General features: G+C 41.2%; 18 protein-coding genes, 1 pseudogene and 1 other annotated feature. Of the genes and pseudogenes, 10 read left to right on the top strand and 9 right to left on the bottom strand.

From position 1 onward, the window contains the following. The 5 genes and pseudogenes from ACT3SX_RS08955 to ACT3SX_RS08975 all read left to right on the top strand — a co-directional run. A partial coding sequence (locus tag ACT3SX_RS08955; RefSeq protein ID WP_444761707.1) for a C-terminal helicase domain-containing protein occupies nt 1–517 on the top strand: 517 nt, incomplete at its 5' end. Then, nucleotides 517–1,980, top strand: coding sequence for a phospholipase D-like domain-containing protein (locus ACT3SX_RS08960; protein ID WP_442073667.1), 1,464 nt, complete (start codon nt 517–519; stop codon nt 1,978–1,980). The genes ACT3SX_RS08955 and ACT3SX_RS08960, both read left to right, overlap by 1 nt. Before the next feature lie 53 nt (nt 1,981–2,033). Beyond that, nucleotides 2,034–2,363, top strand: a complete 330-nt coding sequence (locus tag ACT3SX_RS08965; protein ID WP_192524967.1) for an IS630 transposase-related protein — start codon at nt 2,034–2,036, stop codon at nt 2,361–2,363. Nucleotides 2,364–2,455: 92 nt separating this feature from the next. After that, nucleotides 2,456–2,773, top strand: a pseudogene (locus tag ACT3SX_RS08970) (transposase); the annotation flags it as partial. A 274-nt stretch (nt 2,774–3,047) separates the two neighbouring features. Further along, complete coding sequence (locus ACT3SX_RS08975) at nt 3,048–3,278, top strand: hypothetical protein (RefSeq protein WP_442073898.1); 231 nt, start codon at nt 3,048–3,050, stop codon at nt 3,276–3,278. Nucleotides 3,279–3,465: 187 nt separating this feature from the next. On the opposite strand, the gene ACT3SX_RS08980 is transcribed toward ACT3SX_RS08975, so the two are convergent. Continuing rightward, a complete protein-coding gene (locus ACT3SX_RS08980; protein WP_289048562.1) occupies nt 3,466–4,635 on the bottom strand; it encodes a hypothetical protein in 1,170 nt (389 codons plus the stop codon). A gap of 219 nt (nt 4,636–4,854) precedes the next feature. On the opposite strand from ACT3SX_RS08980, the gene ACT3SX_RS08985 reads away from it, so the two are divergent. Beyond that, nucleotides 4,855–6,074, top strand: a protein-coding gene (locus tag ACT3SX_RS08985; RefSeq protein ID WP_444753592.1) for an IS3 family transposase whose coding sequence is annotated in 2 segments (ribosomal slippage) — nt 4,855–5,137 and nt 5,137–6,074 — 1,221 coding nt in all. Because the reading frame shifts where the segments join, the coding sequence is not laid out codon by codon here. Next, nucleotides 5,130–5,246 (top strand) — a sequence feature (AL1L pseudoknot). It overlaps the preceding gene by 117 nt. A gap of 41 nt (nt 6,075–6,115) precedes the next feature. Here ACT3SX_RS08985 and ACT3SX_RS08990 read toward each other — a convergent pair. The 3 genes from ACT3SX_RS08990 to ACT3SX_RS09000 form a co-directional block, all read right to left on the bottom strand. Then, nucleotides 6,116–7,096, bottom strand: a complete 981-nt coding sequence (locus ACT3SX_RS08990) for a TauD/TfdA family dioxygenase (RefSeq protein ID WP_192992363.1) — start codon at nt 7,094–7,096, stop codon at nt 6,116–6,118. A gap of 67 nt (nt 7,097–7,163) precedes the next feature. Beyond that, nucleotides 7,164–8,033, bottom strand: a complete 870-nt coding sequence (locus ACT3SX_RS08995) for a phytanoyl-CoA dioxygenase family protein (protein ID WP_068407008.1) — start codon at nt 8,031–8,033, stop codon at nt 7,164–7,166. Nucleotides 8,034–8,072: 39 nt separating this feature from the next. Then, nucleotides 8,073–8,933 carry a transporter substrate-binding domain-containing protein gene (locus ACT3SX_RS09000; RefSeq protein ID WP_442068277.1) on the bottom strand — a complete coding sequence of 287 codons (861 nt, stop codon included), beginning with the start codon at nt 8,931–8,933 and terminating at the stop codon, nt 8,073–8,075. Nucleotides 8,934–9,142: 209 nt separating this feature from the next. On the opposite strand from ACT3SX_RS09000, the gene ACT3SX_RS09005 reads away from it, so the two are divergent. Then, a complete protein-coding gene (locus ACT3SX_RS09005; protein ID WP_087813574.1) occupies nt 9,143–9,892 on the top strand; it encodes a class II aldolase and adducin N-terminal domain-containing protein in 750 nt (249 codons plus the stop codon). Between the two features lie 157 nt (nt 9,893–10,049). On the opposite strand, the gene ACT3SX_RS09010 is transcribed toward ACT3SX_RS09005, so the two are convergent. The 5 genes from ACT3SX_RS09010 to ACT3SX_RS09030 are packed head-to-tail and all read right to left on the bottom strand — an operon-like array spanning nt 10,050 to nt 14,844. Beyond that, complete coding sequence (locus tag ACT3SX_RS09010; protein WP_068407015.1) at nt 10,050–11,564, bottom strand: amino acid ABC transporter permease/ATP-binding protein; 1,515 nt, start codon at nt 11,562–11,564, stop codon at nt 10,050–10,052. 33 nt (nt 11,565–11,597) lie between these two features. Continuing rightward, nucleotides 11,598–12,734, bottom strand: a complete 1,137-nt coding sequence (gene argE, locus ACT3SX_RS09015; RefSeq protein WP_068407018.1) for an acetylornithine deacetylase — start codon at nt 12,732–12,734, stop codon at nt 11,598–11,600. Nucleotides 12,735–12,743: 9 nt separating this feature from the next. Beyond that, a complete protein-coding gene (locus ACT3SX_RS09020; RefSeq protein WP_068407021.1) occupies nt 12,744–13,712 on the bottom strand; it encodes a LysR family transcriptional regulator in 969 nt (322 codons plus the stop codon). Nucleotides 13,713–13,738: 26 nt separating this feature from the next. After that, the gene (locus tag ACT3SX_RS09025) at nt 13,739–14,410 is read right to left on the bottom strand and encodes a DUF1028 domain-containing protein (protein ID WP_068407024.1); all 672 of its coding nucleotides are present in this window, start codon (nt 14,408–14,410) and stop codon (nt 13,739–13,741) included. Nucleotides 14,411–14,436: 26 nt separating this feature from the next. Beyond that, nucleotides 14,437–14,844: a RidA family protein gene (locus ACT3SX_RS09030; protein WP_068407027.1), complete on the bottom strand. Its 408-nt coding sequence runs from the start codon at nt 14,842–14,844 to the stop codon at nt 14,437–14,439. Between the two features lie 319 nt (nt 14,845–15,163). Between ACT3SX_RS09030 and ACT3SX_RS09035 the strand changes: the two genes are divergently transcribed. The 3 genes from ACT3SX_RS09035 to ACT3SX_RS09045 all read left to right on the top strand — a co-directional run. After that, nucleotides 15,164–16,426, top strand: coding sequence for a flavin-containing monooxygenase (locus ACT3SX_RS09035; RefSeq protein WP_192993493.1), 1,263 nt, complete (start codon nt 15,164–15,166; stop codon nt 16,424–16,426). A gap of 371 nt (nt 16,427–16,797) precedes the next feature. Beyond that, a complete protein-coding gene (locus ACT3SX_RS09040; RefSeq protein WP_226914658.1) occupies nt 16,798–17,145 on the top strand; it encodes a hypothetical protein in 348 nt (115 codons plus the stop codon). A 101-nt stretch (nt 17,146–17,246) separates the two neighbouring features. After that, nucleotides 17,247–17,516, top strand: a 270-nt coding sequence (locus ACT3SX_RS09045; protein ID WP_444753270.1) for a transposase, incomplete at its 3' end; no start/stop codon positions are given.

Consider the following 17,516-nt stretch of genomic DNA (forward strand, 5'->3'; position numbering starts at 1 on the left):
TACTAATAGTGATGAAAATTATTCAATTAAGATACTGAGCCCTTATGTAAATCAAGTGAATATGATCAATAACCTGGTTGAAAAGAGTGAGATAAATAGCTGTTTTTCGAGCAAACATAATGATCAAGACATAGCAAAAACAGTAGACTCTTATCAGGGTGATCAGGCCGACGTTATTATCATTAGCCTAGTAAGGCATAATAGTTGTCAGCCTATTACTTCTGCTTTGGGTTTTTTATCAGATATGCGCAGAATGAACGTACTGCTGAGTAGAGCTAAACATAAAATGATTATTGTTGGCTGTTTCGGTTTATTCAGATATTGGCAGCTGCTTGAAAATAAAGCTTATGCTAACAATAGGGGTTATTTGGACGATATGGATAGGGACTTTTTGAATCTCTTTGTTGAAATGTTTGTTGATGATTTTGAATTAATGAATGATCATTCAATTGATACTGAAAATAAGGTATTTAATAACATTAACTTTGTTCAATCAAAATCATTTTTGGGCCTCTAATGAATAAAGAAAACACTATAAAATATACGATTGCTATCCCATTCCTTACTAATGAATATATATTTAGTATTAGTAGAAAAACCAATTGGTCAATTATCGATTACCTTTTCTTAAAAGAGTTAAGTCAAAGAGAGATGACTGTTAAGAGTCTTAGCGACTTCTCCAATCTAGAAACTCAAGTTGTCATTCAGATTTTACTACCCATGTGCAATGTCGGGTGGATTGATATTGTTACTTCTAGAGACAGTTTTATTTTTAGAATAACGGAAATGGGTGAGATAGCTTATTCTTTAAGCGTTAAAGAACATGAACTCATTTGTAAGGTCGATAAATATCAAAGAAAAAGAGAAGTTTTTGTAGATTATTTTGATAACTATTACAGCGTTTATAGTTTTGACTCCCTTTTGCTTACTCATGCAAGGTATATGAGTGAGATTAATAAAAACAAGAATATAGTTACCTTGCCTATAGATGATAGCAATTCTTATCCCAAGTACACAAAAATGTATAGCGTTATGGCCAGGGAGCATGAAAAAATAGACAACGTACGTGACGAGGCTGTATATACATTAACTACTAAGAAATATTTACTGGTAGATATGTTGTATATAGAAGGTCGTAAGGAAGGAAGGATAATCGATGACAACAAAGTAAAGAAGCTGAATGAAAAGCTTATTAGACAAATCACAAATACACTTCCAGCTATAGTCAAGGATGATAATTCTTTGCTTAAAGCACCTTTGAGCAAAGATGGAAATAACTATGAAATCAAGGTTATTGCCAAGAGAGGCGATGTAGATTTTGTTTACGGCGGTCACAACACCAAAGCCAAGCTCATTGAGCTAATCCAGTCCTCTACTGACTTTCTAGTCATTCACTCTACTTTCATAGGTAAATGGTGCATTGTCAATGATGATGGCTATACTCATCTTTTTCTAGAAATTAAAGAGGCTTTGAAACGAGGTGTTCAAGTTTATATTTTATGGGGCAAAAGTAATGCAGAAGAAACAGATGAAAACTTTGAAAAATCAGATAGTGAAGATAAGGCTGTTGAAAAAAAATTAAGAGATTTTAATGAAAGCTGCCACCAGGAAGGCATGCTAAATGTTGTAAATTATAATGACTTCAGACGTACCGACTCGCATGCAAAGTTCGTTATAACCAATCATGTAGACAAGGGGTTGTGTACTATGGTCAGTTCATGCAACTTCTTATATGCAAAATTTGAAAGATTTGAGGCGTCAGTTGTTGTTTGCAATGATCAATTTACTAAATATTTTTTAGAGATCGCTGCTAATATTTGCTGTGGAAAAAGCACTTTTGACAGCAAAGTGCGTAAGGAGTTTCGGGGGCTTTCAAGCAATATAGCTGATACGCCAAATGACGTTGATATTCCTAACAATGAAAAGCTGGAGCTGCGATTAGTGCTAAAGCACCAGCATCATAGTTATATAGTCACCTGACCACAAAAATGTTATAACATAAATTAACTAAACGATTACCAGTATAAATGACCATGACTTACTCCCTAGATTACCGCAAACAAGTTTTAAAAAGCTTAGATGAGGGCATGACCTTTGCCGAAGCTGCTGTTTTCTATGATATCAGTCCAACGACTATCCAGAAGTGGAAAAAGCGTCTTCATAGTAAAACCACCCGATATATTAAGCCCTACAAAATAGAGGATGAAGCCTTAGCTCAAGATGTCAAAGACCACCCTGACGATTATCACTATGAGCGAGCACAGCGTTTTAATTGTAGCCCAACAGGCATCAGCAAAGCCTTAAAGCGTATTGGTGTTAGCAAAAAAAAAAGACACTTGAGCATCCCAAAGCTTGTCCACTAAAGAGGGCTCACTACCTAAAAAAACTTAACCACTACATTGCTCAAGGCTTTGCTATTGTCTATATGGACGAGAGTGGCTTTGAAAGTGAAACGATGCGTCCTTGTGGTTATGCACCCATTGGTAGCCCCTGCATTGGCAGTTATAACTGGCAAGCCAAGGAGCGAACCAACGTGATTGGTGCGCTATATGGCAAAATGCTGTTTGCACTCGATTGCTTAAAGACCAACATCAATAAAGAGGTTTTCTATCACTGGTGCAAGTTCACGCTGATACCAAAGCTTAAGAAAAAATGTGTGATCGTTATGGATAATGCGACCTTTCATAAGCGCGTTCAAAAGTTGCTTAACAGACATGGTCACAGGCTTCTATTCTTACCACCTTATAGTCCTGACTTAAATCCCATCGAGAAAAAATGGGCTCAAGTGAAGTTTTTACGCCAAGGCTGGATGGAAAATGACTTATCTAAATTGTTTTATGATATTCATCCAAATCATAACTCTTTTGTAGTGCAGTGACTATATTGACTTAGCCGCTCAAGCAAAAAACAAGATATATATTATAAGTGACTTTATAAACACCTCACCTATAAGGCCTATATTTGATGCTTTAAAAAAGTCGGAAGCTAAAAAATATTATTATTACTCTAAGAAATCAAGTTATATCGATCATTCAGAAATTGTTGAGATGCATGATGATCTGAAGTCTGCCGACTCTCTATCTCAATTGGGTGCGCATCATTCCAATAGTCATGCCAAGGTATTAGCTTGGGATAATAATGACTTGCTGATTACTAGCTTAAATTGGCTGTCTGCAAGTGCCCCTAATAACCTTGTAGAGATTTACCATGAAATAGGTGTTTATGTTCAAGGTTGGGATGTAGCTAAAGATTTTATTAAAGTATTTAGAAGTCTTTAAATCCAAATTAACGCTATGAATTAACGAAAAACGATTTTGAGACAGTACAACTTGATAGCCTAAACGATTTGCTAAGCGTGTTGATCAGCTCTAGGAGCGTTATTAGCTCGGTTTAGTTGTAGGTAACGCCCTAAACGAAAAACAGCCACTTATAGCGGCTGTTTTTTGATGCTGGCAGGTGTAATAGTTATTCCTCCATGCGCTGATTTCTGAGATAACCGATGTATTCATCACAGAGTTCATCGGCGGCTTTATTGGCAAAATTGGACGGATCATCATCAATTCGTCGATCAACATGGAAATTTGCGTTATTAGCGAACACCCGCGAACCCTCGTCTAATCGATGACAGCTAAAAGTATTATCAGCTGTAAAATCGAGTGCTATCAAGCGGCTTTGATCCTCAATTTGAGCACTACCACTCACCACGTTACCGCTTAGGTCTAAAACTGCATTCTCACTCATAATTAGTTCAAGCTCATGACTGCCCGCCACGTTGATTTTAGCCACCGTGTCATCAGACAAACAAAGTAAGTCCCGATCATTAACGCTCTTTGAAGTAGATGTCATACTAAGCTCAACGAAACATGAACCCCGGGTTACAACGCTTGATAGTTTTTTAAGGTTTATATGCACTGGAATATTTTCTGTTAACGGCTCTTTCTTTTTTATATAAATGCCGGTAATCACTCTTTTTTTGCCTGTACCACTCCAAAACATTTGTATGTAATAGGTATTACATACCTCATAAAGCTCTTCTAGCGTACCGATTAACCTTGCGTTTTTCTCTTTTAGCTTGGACTCTATGTTTATTTGTCCGTTAAACAAACCTATTGAAGTGACTTCTGATAGGTCAATTAAGGCCAGTCGGTCAGTATTAAAGCCGCCGCTGATATATGTTAGCCAATAACAAGCGTAGTACACCATAATATTGACCACATCTCGTCTATATTCCTCTTTTAGCTGACCTGCATTGATATATTCATTGGCTTCTTCAGGCCATATTTGATCACTAAGCGTTGTTAGTCGTGCAGCTGAATCGTCAAACTGTGTTATTAACGCCAGTAAGATATCGTCAGAATGAGTATCCAAATAAGCGTTTAGAGCGGGCATGTTGTTATCACTAAGCTCTTTTATCCCATTCAATATTTTGGTTGCGGCTAACAAATCAGAGCCATCATCTTCATCAATTTCAACCTGATTGCCAAGACTATTAGCAAATATCATAGGCCAAACAACGTTTGTGTGCTCAACAAGTGCGTCAAACCCGCCTACCAGCTCAAAAGTGGCATCGATAAGCGGTTTACTCCAGCCCTTGCTCGCCAGCAATGCGATCAGCTTTTCTTTGTTATGGTGCATGTTGCACTCCCTATTTTAAGTATATGGTATAAATCAGAACTTCTTAGCGACAAACTAAGAGGTGTAGAACGTATTAACTGATATTTCTTCTTCGGTTGCATAGCCATTTATTTCAACGCCGCCAGTGATATTTAACTGAACTATAGTAGCAAGGTCCAATTCGACAATCTGAACCGCCCCGAGATTGTCGGAGACTCAACGCTCCAAGAGAATACGACAATGAAAACACGAAACTATACCCCTGAAATGAAAGAGCGCGCCGTCCGTATGCTAATTGAAGCTAAAGACGACTACCCATCCACATGGTCAGCCATCAAAGCCATAGCACCAAAGATAGGTTGCACGCCTGAGACCCTACGATCATGGCATAAAAAGCACATTGATAAAACCATTCCTGCAAAGATTCAAGCTCAAAGCCAAGCCGAGCGCATCAAAGAGCTTGAACGTGAGAACAAAGAATTAAAACAAGCCAATGAGATTATAAAGAAAGCTGCAGGTCTTGAAGCCCAGGCGGAGCTCGACCGCAAACCCAAGTAATGGTTGATTTTATTGAAGATCATAAACAACAATATGGAGTCAAGCCAATCTGTAGAGTATTACCGATTGCTCCATCCACATACTATCGTGCTAAAGAGCTAGAAGAAAATCCTGAAAAGCGTTCACAGCGTAGTCAGCATGACGATTTCTACCTTAATGAGATTAAACGTATCTGGAAGAACAGCAAATGCCGATACGGTGCTCGTAAAGTTTGGCAACAGTTGAAAGCAGAGGGTATACATCCTGCACGCTGCACTATAGAGCGGTTAATGCGTCAGCATGGCATGCAAGGTGTTTGGCAAGGTATGGGTAAGATAACGACTCAGTCTCGTGATGATCAAAAGCGTGCTGATGATTTAGTTAATCGTAACTTTAACGCCCATCGCCCTAACCAACTATGGGTTGCTGATTTTACCTATATAAAGACATTGAGTGGTTGGGTATATACTGCTTTTATCATTGATGTGTTTGCTCGCGCTATCGTTGGTTGGAAAGTATCAGATCGTATGAACACGGATATGGTGATGGCAGCGTTAAATCAAGCCATTGCAGACAGAAATAACCCAAAAGATGTGATTCATCATAGTGATCGCGGCGTTCAGTACTTATCCATTCGCTACACTGAGAAGATGGCTGACTGCGGTATGATTGCTTCTGTCGGTACCATAGGTGATTCATACGACAATGCATTAGCTGAAACGGTTAACGGGCTTTATAAAACAGAGGTGATTGAATATTTAAAACAGCAGTGGCAAGGTGTGAGTGATGTTGAATTAGCAACCCTTGAATGGGTCGATTGGTTTAACAAAACTCGCATTCATAGTACGATTGGCTATGTGTCCCCTTTTGAGTTTGAAAAGCGGTATTACGATAATTTAACCCTGTCAGGCATCGCTGCCTGACTCAAGCAATCAAGTCTCCGATATAGTCGGGGCGGTTCAGTTCAAGAGATAGATGAGAAACCATTTCTACCAGGAAAATCAGGCGCTAATTGCCTTGCATTAGGCATTTTCAACCATAATCTTACTAACTTACGATTTTTATCTATCTCATCATAATCTACAAAAGAAGTTCTTGAATGCATTACAATATAGTTATTGCATAGTTGTATATCACCAGGCTCTAAAATCATATTAATTCTTAGCTCATTTCGATGACTTATTTCATCGAAAATATTAAGTGCGTCCTTTTGTACTCTAGATAATGGAATATTTTTTCTTTCATGTCCAACCTCAATATATTGTCTTAGGTACCGACATGCTAGCTTGCCTTCCCAATAACTAAATATGGGGCTTAATGAGGGTTCATCTTCACCAAGATGGTTATAATAAGCTGGATGATAATAGTAGGCTAGATACTCTGGATATTCTTTTAAAATTGTATTATAAACTGTCGCAAAACTTACCAAACTACTTTCCCCACCTTCTTTCGCTTTTCTTATGGATAGAAGACCTACAACGTCCGACATATCAGAGTGGTAGGGTAAATTAGCATTTGTTCGATAGACTCTTGTTTGTTTATTTTTTACATCCCCTGCATTTTCCACATAGCCTAACAGTTGTTGTTGTATATTCTGGGTTACAGGCATACCTAAATACAAGCCCAAGATATAATAAATATCTATAAGCTCCTCTTCATTAAATCGTTTGACATCTAAGCCTTTTATTACAATAAAACCATAGCCATTCTCAAGTTGATCCGATATTTTATCGATAAAATTTAAAAACTTTTCATCTTTAATATGTATATCATCTTTATTAAAGTGAGGAGCTTTTTTCCCTAGATTAGTGATATGCTGATGTGCCGCATCCAAAACTGACAATAAATAATCATCAAGTCTAATTATCCAATCATTATTATTGATAATATCATTGCCGAACCAAGCGCATTTCTCTTCAATAGGGGATGTTAATATTGTTTTCATTTCGTTAACCTTTGATACTAAAATAATCTTATTAGACAATATGCCAGATTTAAAATCTAAAATCAGACTAACCCATCGTTGCCATTTCTTGCTGAGTGAAAAACGATGCACCCTTAGGTATTTCTGGCAGCTGTACAAGGTTGGGAGTCAATCTAACATTACCACTTATCACGCCTTTTACCAAAGCGCCTTCATGCTTACTTGGTAGCGGGTTTGGTGATAGCGCATGTGCATCTTCTGCCTTGTATACGGAGATGAATAAGTATCTGGGCAAGTCGCTTTTGTTCGGCCCTGATGAATGCAGCAACCTACTATGCATAAAGCATATAGAACCTGGCTTACCGATACAGGGTACAAACTGTTGGCATTTTTTCGCTTCTATGTCATCACTCACTTTACCCACAAACTTCCCATTTTCCCAATGGGAAAACAGATCTTCTTTATGACTACTGGGCACCACCAGTAGTGGTCCGTTTTCCATCGTAACCTCACCGATCATTAGTAGTGCCGTCAGCATGTCATCGTTGGTGTGCGGCGTAAATGGAAAGTCTTGATGCCATTTGACGGTAGTCGACGTATTGGGCAACTTGGCATTGATTTTACTATGGTGAAAGCATGTGCCATTACCGCCTATCAAGTCGCTTGCCATTTCTGACATATTGGATTTAAGTGCTATATCTGCAAAGGACTCAGATATTTCTGTCGGTGATGTAACACGGCGTAGAGAGGGGTTTTTAGCACTGTGATCTTTTGGATCGATATCAAACCTTGCTCTACCATCTAATGTTGAACCCCAAGCTTCGGCATGTACCTTACTCTCATCTATCCAAAAATTTATTTGATTAAGAAGGTCTGTGAGATCAGTAGAGTCAATAGCGTTTTCTACTACTAAATAACCTCTATCGTGATACTGCTTAATTTGTTCATTGGTTAACATTTAATACTCCTTCCTTTTTTACTTATGCTGCTTATCCGATTAATTCATTATTTGATCGATATCTGCTTGGCTTGGAACGGTTAGACCGTAGACGCTCAGTATTTTTTCTAGATCACCAGACTGTTTCATTTTTTCTATACCGTCCGAGATGATTTGATAAGTTTCAGTATCACCTTTTTTCACACCAATCCCGCCGACAATAGGATATAGCTCTTGTGTTGAAGTAATTTTCACGCGATCGCCAAGTTTCATTTCCGCGGCTTTCATGACGGCAGCATCATCATATTGAATATCTACAGCTCTAGAGAGCAATGCTTGAGAGGTTTGCGGTGAGGTTTCGTATTCACGAATTTCGATAGCGCCTTGGTTTTGTTCCACGCATTTGGCGGATATTTTTCCTAATTGATTGACAAATTCTGTGCCTTTCATCGCACCAACCTTTTGACCACATAAGTCATCTGCCCCTTGAGGTGCAAGGTCTGAGTCACCACGCACCAGCAATGAGATGTCGGTCTTGTAATAAGGAATCATATCAATCTGCGCTAAGCGATCTTTAGTGATGTACATTCCTGAATACAGCACATCAAACTTGTCCCCTTTTAGCCCAGGAACGAGGTTTGCAAATCTGGCATCTTCCCATTTGGGTGTGATATCACCATTAAGCTCCGCTACTTTGGCCATAATCTCCACATCTACCCCGCCCGGATTGCCCTGCTCATCCAAATACTCATAAGGCGGAAAGGTCATATCAGAGCCTATGGTTAGTACTCGTTTATCAGCACCTGCGCTCTCAGTAGCAGTGGCGCTGCTTTCTTGACTACTGGTAGGTGCTTCACTCGAACAGGCATTTAATACTAAGCCTGCAGCGGCAGAAAGTAATATCATTTTTAATGGCTTCATCGTAGTCATTCCTAGTGGGTTAATGAATTTAAACAACCGTATTAAATGTGTTGGTAACATCTTTATCGCTTAACTCAGTTATACTAAAGACGACCTATTAAAAGCAATTTTGAAAAACCTACCCACTACTACTGCAAATCCTATTTAAAAAAATCGCTTTGTTTTCAATGCACTCTGTATAGTAATAATTTTACATACAGAGGTGATTTATGAATGACTTTAAAAACAACAATCTTAAAAGCGAAGAACAGGCACGCATTGACCTTGCCGCTTGTTTTCGTTGGTTTGCACGTCTGAACATGCATGAGGCAGTCGCCAACCATTTCAGTGCGTCGGTATCTGAAGATGGTAGTCAATTTCTGATCAATCCAAAATGGCAACACTTTTCGACCATTAAAGCGAGTGATTTAATCTTGTTAGATACCAATAATCCTGATAATGAGTTATTGGCAAAAATTGACCCAACCGCGTGGGCTATACACAGTCAAATCCATCTATTAAGACCAGATATCAAATGCGTGCTGCATTTGCATCCGATTTATACGACTACCATCTCAACGCTAAAAGATCCGACCATTAAACCGATTGATCAAAACACGGCGCGCTATTTTAATCGTGTGAGCTACGATGATTGTTATCAAGGTATGGCTGATAGCAATGCGGAAGGCAAACGACTCGCCAGCTTATTAGGCGAGCATAGTCGTCTGATGATGGGCAATCACGGGGTACTTATCGGCTCGCACAGCATCGGTGTGGCATTTGATGACATGTATACCATTGAGCGCGCCTGCCAAGTGCTCACAACCGCCTATGCGACCAATCAGCCATTGCGCCTCATCCCTGATGACGTCGCAGAAAAGACGGCTCAAGATTGGGAGTCTATAGAGGACTTTAGCGAAGCACATTTAGAAGAGATTAAAAGGTTACTGCTGATACAAGAACCTGATTTTATTGAATAATTTTTTTAGTAAAAACTTTGTTTGTCCAGCCTATCCATACTTGTCTGATATAAAAAATGCAATACTAAAGAAAAAGCCCTTATATACGATCATATAAGGGCTTTTTTGGCGACTCTGATTGATATAAAAACTGATCTATGAAAACGAGCCATTACTTTTAATTAATATTTTGTACAAACTGATTAAAGCGCTCGTTGGTACTGTTTCTCAGTACCTCAGGTGATCCTTGCTCAACAATATGACCACCTTCCATAAAGATGACACGGTCGGAAATATCAAAAGCAAAGCTCATTTCGTGGGTGACAATAATCATGGTCAAGCCTTCTTTGGCAAGCTGTTCCATTACTTTTAATACTTCACTGACCAGCTCAGGATCTAAGGCAGACGTTGGTTCATCAAATAAGATAATAGAAGGTTCCATCGCGAGCGCACGGGCAATCGCTACCCGCTGCTGTTGTCCGCCTGAGAGCTGATGCGGGTATTTTTTTGCATGGGCCTTCATACCGACTTTGTCGAGCATCGCAATTGCGGTCAGCTGATTGATGCCTTTGTCATATACCTTATGGTACTGAGGTGCCAGCATGATATTTTCTAAAACAGTCTTATGCGGGAATAAATTAAAATTCTGAAACACCATACCGATATTTATAATTTGCTCTTTAAAGGGCTTAGATTTATCGGTCAGAACAGTATCTTTTAGAAAAGGATTACCCATCAAATTAACCGTGCCTTTATTAAGTGTCTCCAAGCTATTTAACGTACGAATAAAAGTAGTTTTCCCTGAGCCTGATGGGCCAATAATAGACACCACCTCGCCCCATTTCACGTTAAGGTCAATACCCTTTAGTACATGGTGCTCGCCATAGGATTTGTGAATATTAATGGCTTCCAGTGCATAATCACCTTTGCGTTCTTGGTTTATTTCTTTGTAATTATTCAATGATTTATTGCTACTGATATTACCAACCAACTCACCTTCTTTCAAAATACCGGGCTTCTTTTGCGTAATATCGATAAACTTTTCAAAGCGTTGAATCAAGAAGCCAAAAACAGTGACAATCAAGATGTAGTAAAACGCGACCGCCAACATGGTTTCAAGCACCAAGAAGTTCTGTGCATACAAACGCTGTCCAACCAATAGAATCTCAGTCAAAGAAATAACCGATACCAGTGAGGTGAGTTTGACGATAACGACAAACTCGTTGCTCAATGTAGGTAAGGCGATTCTTAACGCTTGCGGCACTACAATCAGTCGTTGAATACCCATCGGCTTGATACCCAAGGCCTTGCCCGCCTCTATCTGAGCTTGATGAACTGAGTTGAGACCACCGCGATGAATCTCAGCAATATAGGCGGTCTCACATAAGGTCAATGCAATCAGGCCAGACATGAACGACGAAGATAAGATCACGCTGGTTTGTGGAAACACCTGCGGCATACTGTAAATGAAGATCAAAAGTACCAACAAAGGAATACTGCGGAATAACCAGATATAAGCGCGGCTTAATAACGAAACAGGTTTGATTTTAGATTTTTTGCCCAGTGCCATCACAAAACCTAGGACGATACCCAAAATCCATACCAATACACTAAGTTCAATCACAGTTAAGGTGGCTTGCCAGAAGTTTGTGTCTTTTAGCAAGCTAAAAGTATATGCCCAATCAAATTGCATGATCTGTCCTCTAAAATTCGTTAAGGAGTGAAGCTATAACAACGTCGCAACAAGCTTGTCTAAAAAGTGACTGCAAGCGTTTAATTGACTAATAGCAATGTATTCATTGGGTTTGTGAGCAACCTCGATAGAGCCTGGGCCACAGACCAAAATGGGAGAGTCAAAACATTGTTGGAACAAGCCTGCCTCTGTACCAAAAGAGAGTTTGGTGATGTTGGACTGTGGCAATAACGCTTGGATACTTTTTAATTCTGGCTGCGTTTGGTTGGTCATTAGCCCAGGATACTGATTGATGTCTTGCAGCTCATAACGATAGCTGGCATCTTTTGCCGCAAAATCCTTTAAGATCTGTGTTTGAATCGCGGCAATACTGTCTTCTGCGACATTGCGAATTTCATAATCTAATTGACACAGATTGGGTACGACATTTAACGCGGTACCGCCGTGAATCTTGCCTACATGAATGGTGGAGTAAGGAATGTCATACCCCGTATCCAGATGTCCTTCTTTGGCAACCACTTGCTGACTGTCAATCAAGCTTTGTACAAAGGCACTGGCCGCGTGAATGGCATTGGTATAATTTGGCGCAAGAGCGGAGTGTCCTTCTGTGCCATAAAACTGCACTTGAAACACGGCTTTGCCTTTATGACTGGTAGCCACATCCATCAAGGTCGGCTCCCCTATAATCACCACTCTAGGCGGGATAATTAAGCTGCTCAGTTGCGTTAGGATGTGCCTGACACCCACGCAGCCGATCTCTTCGTCATAGGATAGGCACAGATGCAGCGGATAAGTTAAGGGCATGTCCGCGGCCCTTTTCATTATGACTAGCGCGCAGGCAATAAACCCTTTCATATCGGCGCTGCCACGACCATAAACATTGTTATTTTTTATGACGGCCTCAAAAGGGTTAGTGTCCCAGTCTTGACCATCAACAGGTACCACATCGGTATGGCCTGACAACAACACGCCAGCGCTGTCTTTAGGGCCTGTGCTAATGAATAGATTGGCTTTGTTCTGCGCGTCGTTATAATCGATAGTGATGTCGATATTCTTATGATCTAAATAGTGTTTGACGTAGTCAATCAGTGGTAAATTACTCTTATAAGAGGTGGTATCAAAAGCAATGAGTTGTTCTAATACGGCTAGGCATTCTGAGTGATGTTGCATTTGCCTTCCTTATTCTTTTTGGTTTTTGATATGTGCTTCGGAGAAATATGAGACACTCATGCCAGGTATGTATTGGTTGGAAATAAAAGCTTGGCAGCGACTTGAAAATGCCTGTTGGACATTGGTCAGAGTGGCGTTTTTGGGCGTGGCGATGCCGATTTTCATGGGCCTCATATCACCAGATATTCTAACCATGACCAACTTTTTACCATCGTTAGATAAGTTGCTCTTTGGGCGAACATTTAAGATGGTGTAGCCAATGTTGTTACCCACCATCGAGCGAATCACATCAACATATTTACAGGTGTCGATAATGTTGGGCTTGAGGTTGTTTTTGCGAAACAAAGATAGGAAGTAGTCATTACTGTAGGGCATATCGAGCAGGATCATTGGATATTCGGCCAACTCTTCTAACGTCACCGCCTTGTGCTTGGCCAGCGGGTGCGTCTCAGACAATAAAACGTACGGCGGTAAGTCAGCCAGCGGTGTAAAATTGATGACGTTCTCATCGATATGTAAGTCGTACAGTAAAGCCAGATCTAAAGTGTTTTTTGTGAGCTCTTGCGTTAAATTGTGATGATCGTCAATCACCGCTTCTACATCTACCTGCTTATACAAATTTGCAAATCCATGTATGATTTCAGCGTAAACAAAAGGCGCAAAGGCTGAAAAACAGCCAACTTTGATTTTGCCGCGCATAATGCCTGTGAAGTCAGCCGACATTGAATACAGATCAGAGGATTGTGCCAAAATCACTTTACAGGCGTCTTTGACCTGTTCGCCGATCTCGGTCAACAATAAACCTTTAGCATGTTGGCGAATGAATAGTTGAACATGAAGCTCTTCTTCCATATGCGCAATCGCGGCCGATATCGATGGCGATGAAATATGGATTTTTTCAGACGCGATAATGATGCTGCCACTATCTGCTGTGGTGACGAAATATTCCATCTGGCGTAACGTAATTCGACTTAACACGATAGATCCTTTTATTAAATAGCGGTTTATAAGTCTCCAGGCACGCCGTAACTTGGTGAAATAGTGGGGTTTAGTGCGCGGACGATATAATCGTCTAATTGCGGCTCATAGATATCCCACAATTGCTGCAAGTCTTCTATGGGCGTATCTGACCAATCTACTCGTAAATCGACAATCGGCCACGTGGCCTTGTCTACCACCAGCAAGCCTGCAGAGTGCACGTCCCCTTCTTCACCGCCCGCGTGATAACCTGATACTAAGCTCTCAAGCAATCTGCTGGCAAGAGATCCTTCGCTTTGCTCAAAAGTCATGAGCATCTTTTCAGGAACAGCCGTGCTAGATAGCATATTACCAGCACAGGCAGCACGCTTACCTTGCGCAGTAGCGAACGTCCCTAAGGTATGCTCACCGCTAAACACAAAAGGTACATCGGTCGCGCTAAGTGCCATCAGTTGCCGATACTGAATAAACTCAGTGCTTTTGACCAGCTCATGACCGGCATCAATCGGGGCTAGGTTGTATTGCATCATTTCAATCAGTATTTGCGATAAGTTAGGGTCAGTGATGTTTTGACTGGCGACTACGCCAACGCCTGCTTTGGCACGAATACAGCGGGAGGCCACGGCAGGTGATGAGGAGCTGATCGCTGCACCGAGCTGCCCTGTTCTTTCACATCGCGCAATAATAGAAAATGTCATTATATATCCTTAGTATAATTATGGTTTTAAATTACAGCGGTCGCGTCGATCTCAACCAGCCATTCAGGACGTGCCAGCGCAGAGACTACAATGCCTGTCGATACAGGATGCACACCTTTTAGCCAGCGCCCAACCACCCGATAAACGTCCTCACGGTATCTAGGGTCGATGATATAAATGGTGATTTTGCAGATGTCAGTCAGCTCGCCACCTGCCTCTTTGAGTAGCATGCTGATGTTATGCATGGCTTGCTCGGTTTGGCCTTTGACATCACCCACACATACGCTTTTACTGGTGTCTAAGTCTTGGCCTATTTGCCCGCGTAAAAACACAGTACTGCCTTTTGCGACGACTGCTTGGCACAAGTCGTTATCGATATTTTGCTCAGGGTAAGTTTCTTGGGTATTAAAGGTTCGAATACGGGTATGTTTCATAGATGTCATGGTTGATCTCTTATCAGTCTCAATTCTTCAAGAAGATGGACAGTATGTAATGGTTAAAGGATGTGCTATCGCCTTACAAACAGTATGTCGCAAATCAAATTCAAGGCAAATTAAGATTTCCTTTCCAGTGGTTAGGCTAAGCCATATCAGAGTGATTCGGTTTTTTTGAGGTAGCTATTCAGGACATACGATTGTCATTTTAAATACAGAAAAATTAATATGATCTGGGTGGATGTGACCTTTATAGAGAGTCATATCTTCAAAAAGTAATGATTCAAAATATTAATTTTTATGCAGAGAGAATGGTCATATGTCAATCGATAATAAAAGTGTAGACACACTGGTTGTGGGTTCAGGTCAGGCAGGTATTGCGATGAGTGAGCATTTGGGCCATCTCGGTATTGAGCATGTCGTCTTAGAAAAAAATAGAGTTGCCGAGGCGTGGCGCACGCGTCGATGGGATTCATTGGTCGCCAACGGTCCTTGCTGGCATGATAAATTTCCAAATATGGACTTCCCTCATGATCCAGACAGTTTTGTGCCGCACGGCGAAGTCGCTGAGTATTTTGAAAACTATGCCAAGATGATTGACGCACCGATTGAGACGGGCGTAGAAGTACAAAACATCGTCAAAAATAAGAACAAAAAAGGCTTTAGCGTCACCACCAGTCAAGGCACGCTTTTTGCCAATAATATCGTAGTCGCCACAGGACCGTTTCAAAACCCACTTATTCCTAAAATTGCCCCACAAGACACCAGCCTGTATCAAATACACTCGGATCACTATAAAAATCCCGAGCAGCTGCCTGAGGGCGCGGTACTGATCGTCGGTGCTGGCTCATCAGGAGTGCAAATTGCCTCAGAGCTAAATAGTGCAGGTAGAAAGGTATACTTATCCGTTGGCCCGCATGAGCGTCCGCCGCGCAAATATAGAGACAGAGACAACGTGTGGTGGCTGGGTGTTTTGGGCACATGGCATGAGACCACGCCGCCGCAACGACCGATTAAGGGTTTTGCAGTGAGCGGTATGAATGGCGGACAAAGCGTTGATTTTAGAAAGATGGGTCATGAGGGTATCACTCTAGTTGGCATGACCAAGGCATTTAACGACCATACCGTATCGTTTAACGATGATTTGGTTGATAACATCGTCAGTGCCGAACAAAGCTACTTGGACAATCTTGAAGAAATGGACAGATACATTGAAAATAATGGTCTAGATTTGCCTGAGGAGCCTGAGGCCAAGGTGTTTATGGATATGCCTGAGTGTATGACCATGCCCATCGACGCGCTCGATTTTGACAAAGATAATATCACCAGTATTATCTGGGCATCTGGCTTTGGCTATGATTACCACTGGCTCGATTTTGATATTTTTGCAGACAATGGCGCACCGATACACAACAAAGGTGTCACTAGCGAGCCGGGTATTTATTTTGTCGGGTTGCCGTACTTGTCGGGCAAAGGCTCTAGCTTTATTTGGGGTGTGTGGCATGATGCGAAGCGTATTGCTGAGTATATAGAGATCCAAAGACACTACCAGCGTTATCAATCCTCTAAAAAAACCGAATAATAGTTTTAGAAGAGAGGTCTATATTCTGAGTGATTGTCAGTTTATGCTGAAAAACCAGAAATTATGACGTGAAATAAAAGCTCAATTTGCAGCATTCGCACTGCAGTCATTTGTTAGGTGGTCTTGGCTGTATATGGATGCCGCTCTTCACAGCTGTTGTCGAAGAGCTTTTTGAATTAACTCGCTCAGTCGGGCTCGCTGCTTGCCGACCTCATCAAAGTTATCTGGCGCTAGCCATTGTAAAAATGCCCGATAAAAAGCCGGCCATTCGGCATCGATAACGGAGAACCACAGCGCTCATCGAAACAGGCGCGACTATTTCATTCGACCCTATTGGCGGCGGCAAGCTGTCCAGCGATATTCTAAACTATATGGAAGCCGCAATTACTCACGATGTAGAAGAATACAGCGTCTATGGGTCAGACACCTTTAAACAAGCCTATATTTATGGTGCCTTAGACCGCGGCCCGATCACCCTAAACCGTAACTTTGGTTTTGCGTGGGGCGTTAATGGATTCTTATTATTTAATGCACTTGGCAAGCTGGGCAGTGAAACGGTGAAAGCAATGCGTAAGCGTGTGGCAGAAGAAATCACCACCACCTTTGCGAGCAGCTATACTCATGAAGTCACGCTAGAAGAAGCACTGCAATTAAAATCAATCGCCGCCTATGGCAAACAAGCGACTGGTGAGAAGTATTTGATTAAGCCTCAAGGCTAATGGTTGTTTGAAGCGTCATTTAGAAGCTGCTTTGTAACAATAGAAGGGAGTTTCCCAAACTCTGTGTAACTGCTTATAATCCACTAACAGGAGAATAAGCAATGACTAACCAATCTGACCTTAAAAAACTGGCCGAGCAAATGGCCAGCAGCATGAAAAGCTTCGATGACATCAAAGACTTTCAAAAGCAGCTCATGCAGTCCTTCATCGACACTGCCCTAGAAGCAGAAATGGAAGAGCATCTCGGCTACCCCAAGCATGAAAAGGCAGACAGGCCTAATAAGCACAATGGGTACACTAAAAAGAGAGTCCGTAGCGACACAGGCGAGCTTGAGATCTCCACCCCCAGAGACCGCGACAGTAGCTTTGAA

Origin of the sequence: Psychrobacter sp. AOP31-B2-9, from assembly GCF_052378005.1 — a bacterium.
Lineage (GTDB): Bacteria > Pseudomonadota > Gammaproteobacteria > Pseudomonadales > Moraxellaceae > Psychrobacter.

Bases quoted from the DNA above. Each gene is read 5' to 3' on its own strand.
- ACT3SX_RS08990 (WP_192992363.1), bottom strand. From the start codon at position 7,096: ATGAAAACAATATTAACATCCCCTATTGAAGAGAAATGCGCTTGGTTC.
- ACT3SX_RS09030 (WP_068407027.1), bottom strand. From the start codon at position 14,844: ATGAAACATACCCGTATTCGAACCTTTAATACCCAAGAAACTTACCCT.
- ACT3SX_RS08975 (WP_442073898.1), top strand. From the start codon at position 3,048: ATGCATGATGATCTGAAGTCTGCCGACTCTCTATCTCAATTGGGTGCG.
- ACT3SX_RS09040 (WP_226914658.1), top strand. From the start codon at position 16,798: ATGGAAGCCGCAATTACTCACGATGTAGAAGAATACAGCGTCTATGGG.
- ACT3SX_RS08995 (WP_068407008.1), bottom strand. From the start codon at position 8,033: ATGTTAACCAATGAACAAATTAAGCAGTATCACGATAGAGGTTATTTA.
- ACT3SX_RS09000 (WP_442068277.1), bottom strand. From the start codon at position 8,933: ATGAAGCCATTAAAAATGATATTACTTTCTGCCGCTGCAGGCTTAGTA.
- argE (WP_068407018.1), bottom strand. From the start codon at position 12,734: ATGCAACATCACTCAGAATGCCTAGCCGTATTAGAACAACTCATTGCT.
- ACT3SX_RS09005 (WP_087813574.1), top strand. From the start codon at position 9,143: ATGAATGACTTTAAAAACAACAATCTTAAAAGCGAAGAACAGGCACGC.
- ACT3SX_RS08980 (WP_289048562.1), bottom strand. From the start codon at position 4,635: ATGCACCATAACAAAGAAAAGCTGATCGCATTGCTGGCGAGCAAGGGC.
- ACT3SX_RS08965 (WP_192524967.1), top strand. From the start codon at position 2,034: ATGACTTACTCCCTAGATTACCGCAAACAAGTTTTAAAAAGCTTAGAT.
- ACT3SX_RS09010 (WP_068407015.1), bottom strand. From the start codon at position 11,564: ATGCAATTTGATTGGGCATATACTTTTAGCTTGCTAAAAGACACAAAC.
- ACT3SX_RS09025 (WP_068407024.1), bottom strand. From the start codon at position 14,410: ATGACATTTTCTATTATTGCGCGATGTGAAAGAACAGGGCAGCTCGGT.
- ACT3SX_RS08960 (WP_442073667.1), top strand. From the start codon at position 517: ATGAATAAAGAAAACACTATAAAATATACGATTGCTATCCCATTCCTT.
- ACT3SX_RS09035 (WP_192993493.1), top strand. From the start codon at position 15,164: ATGTCAATCGATAATAAAAGTGTAGACACACTGGTTGTGGGTTCAGGT.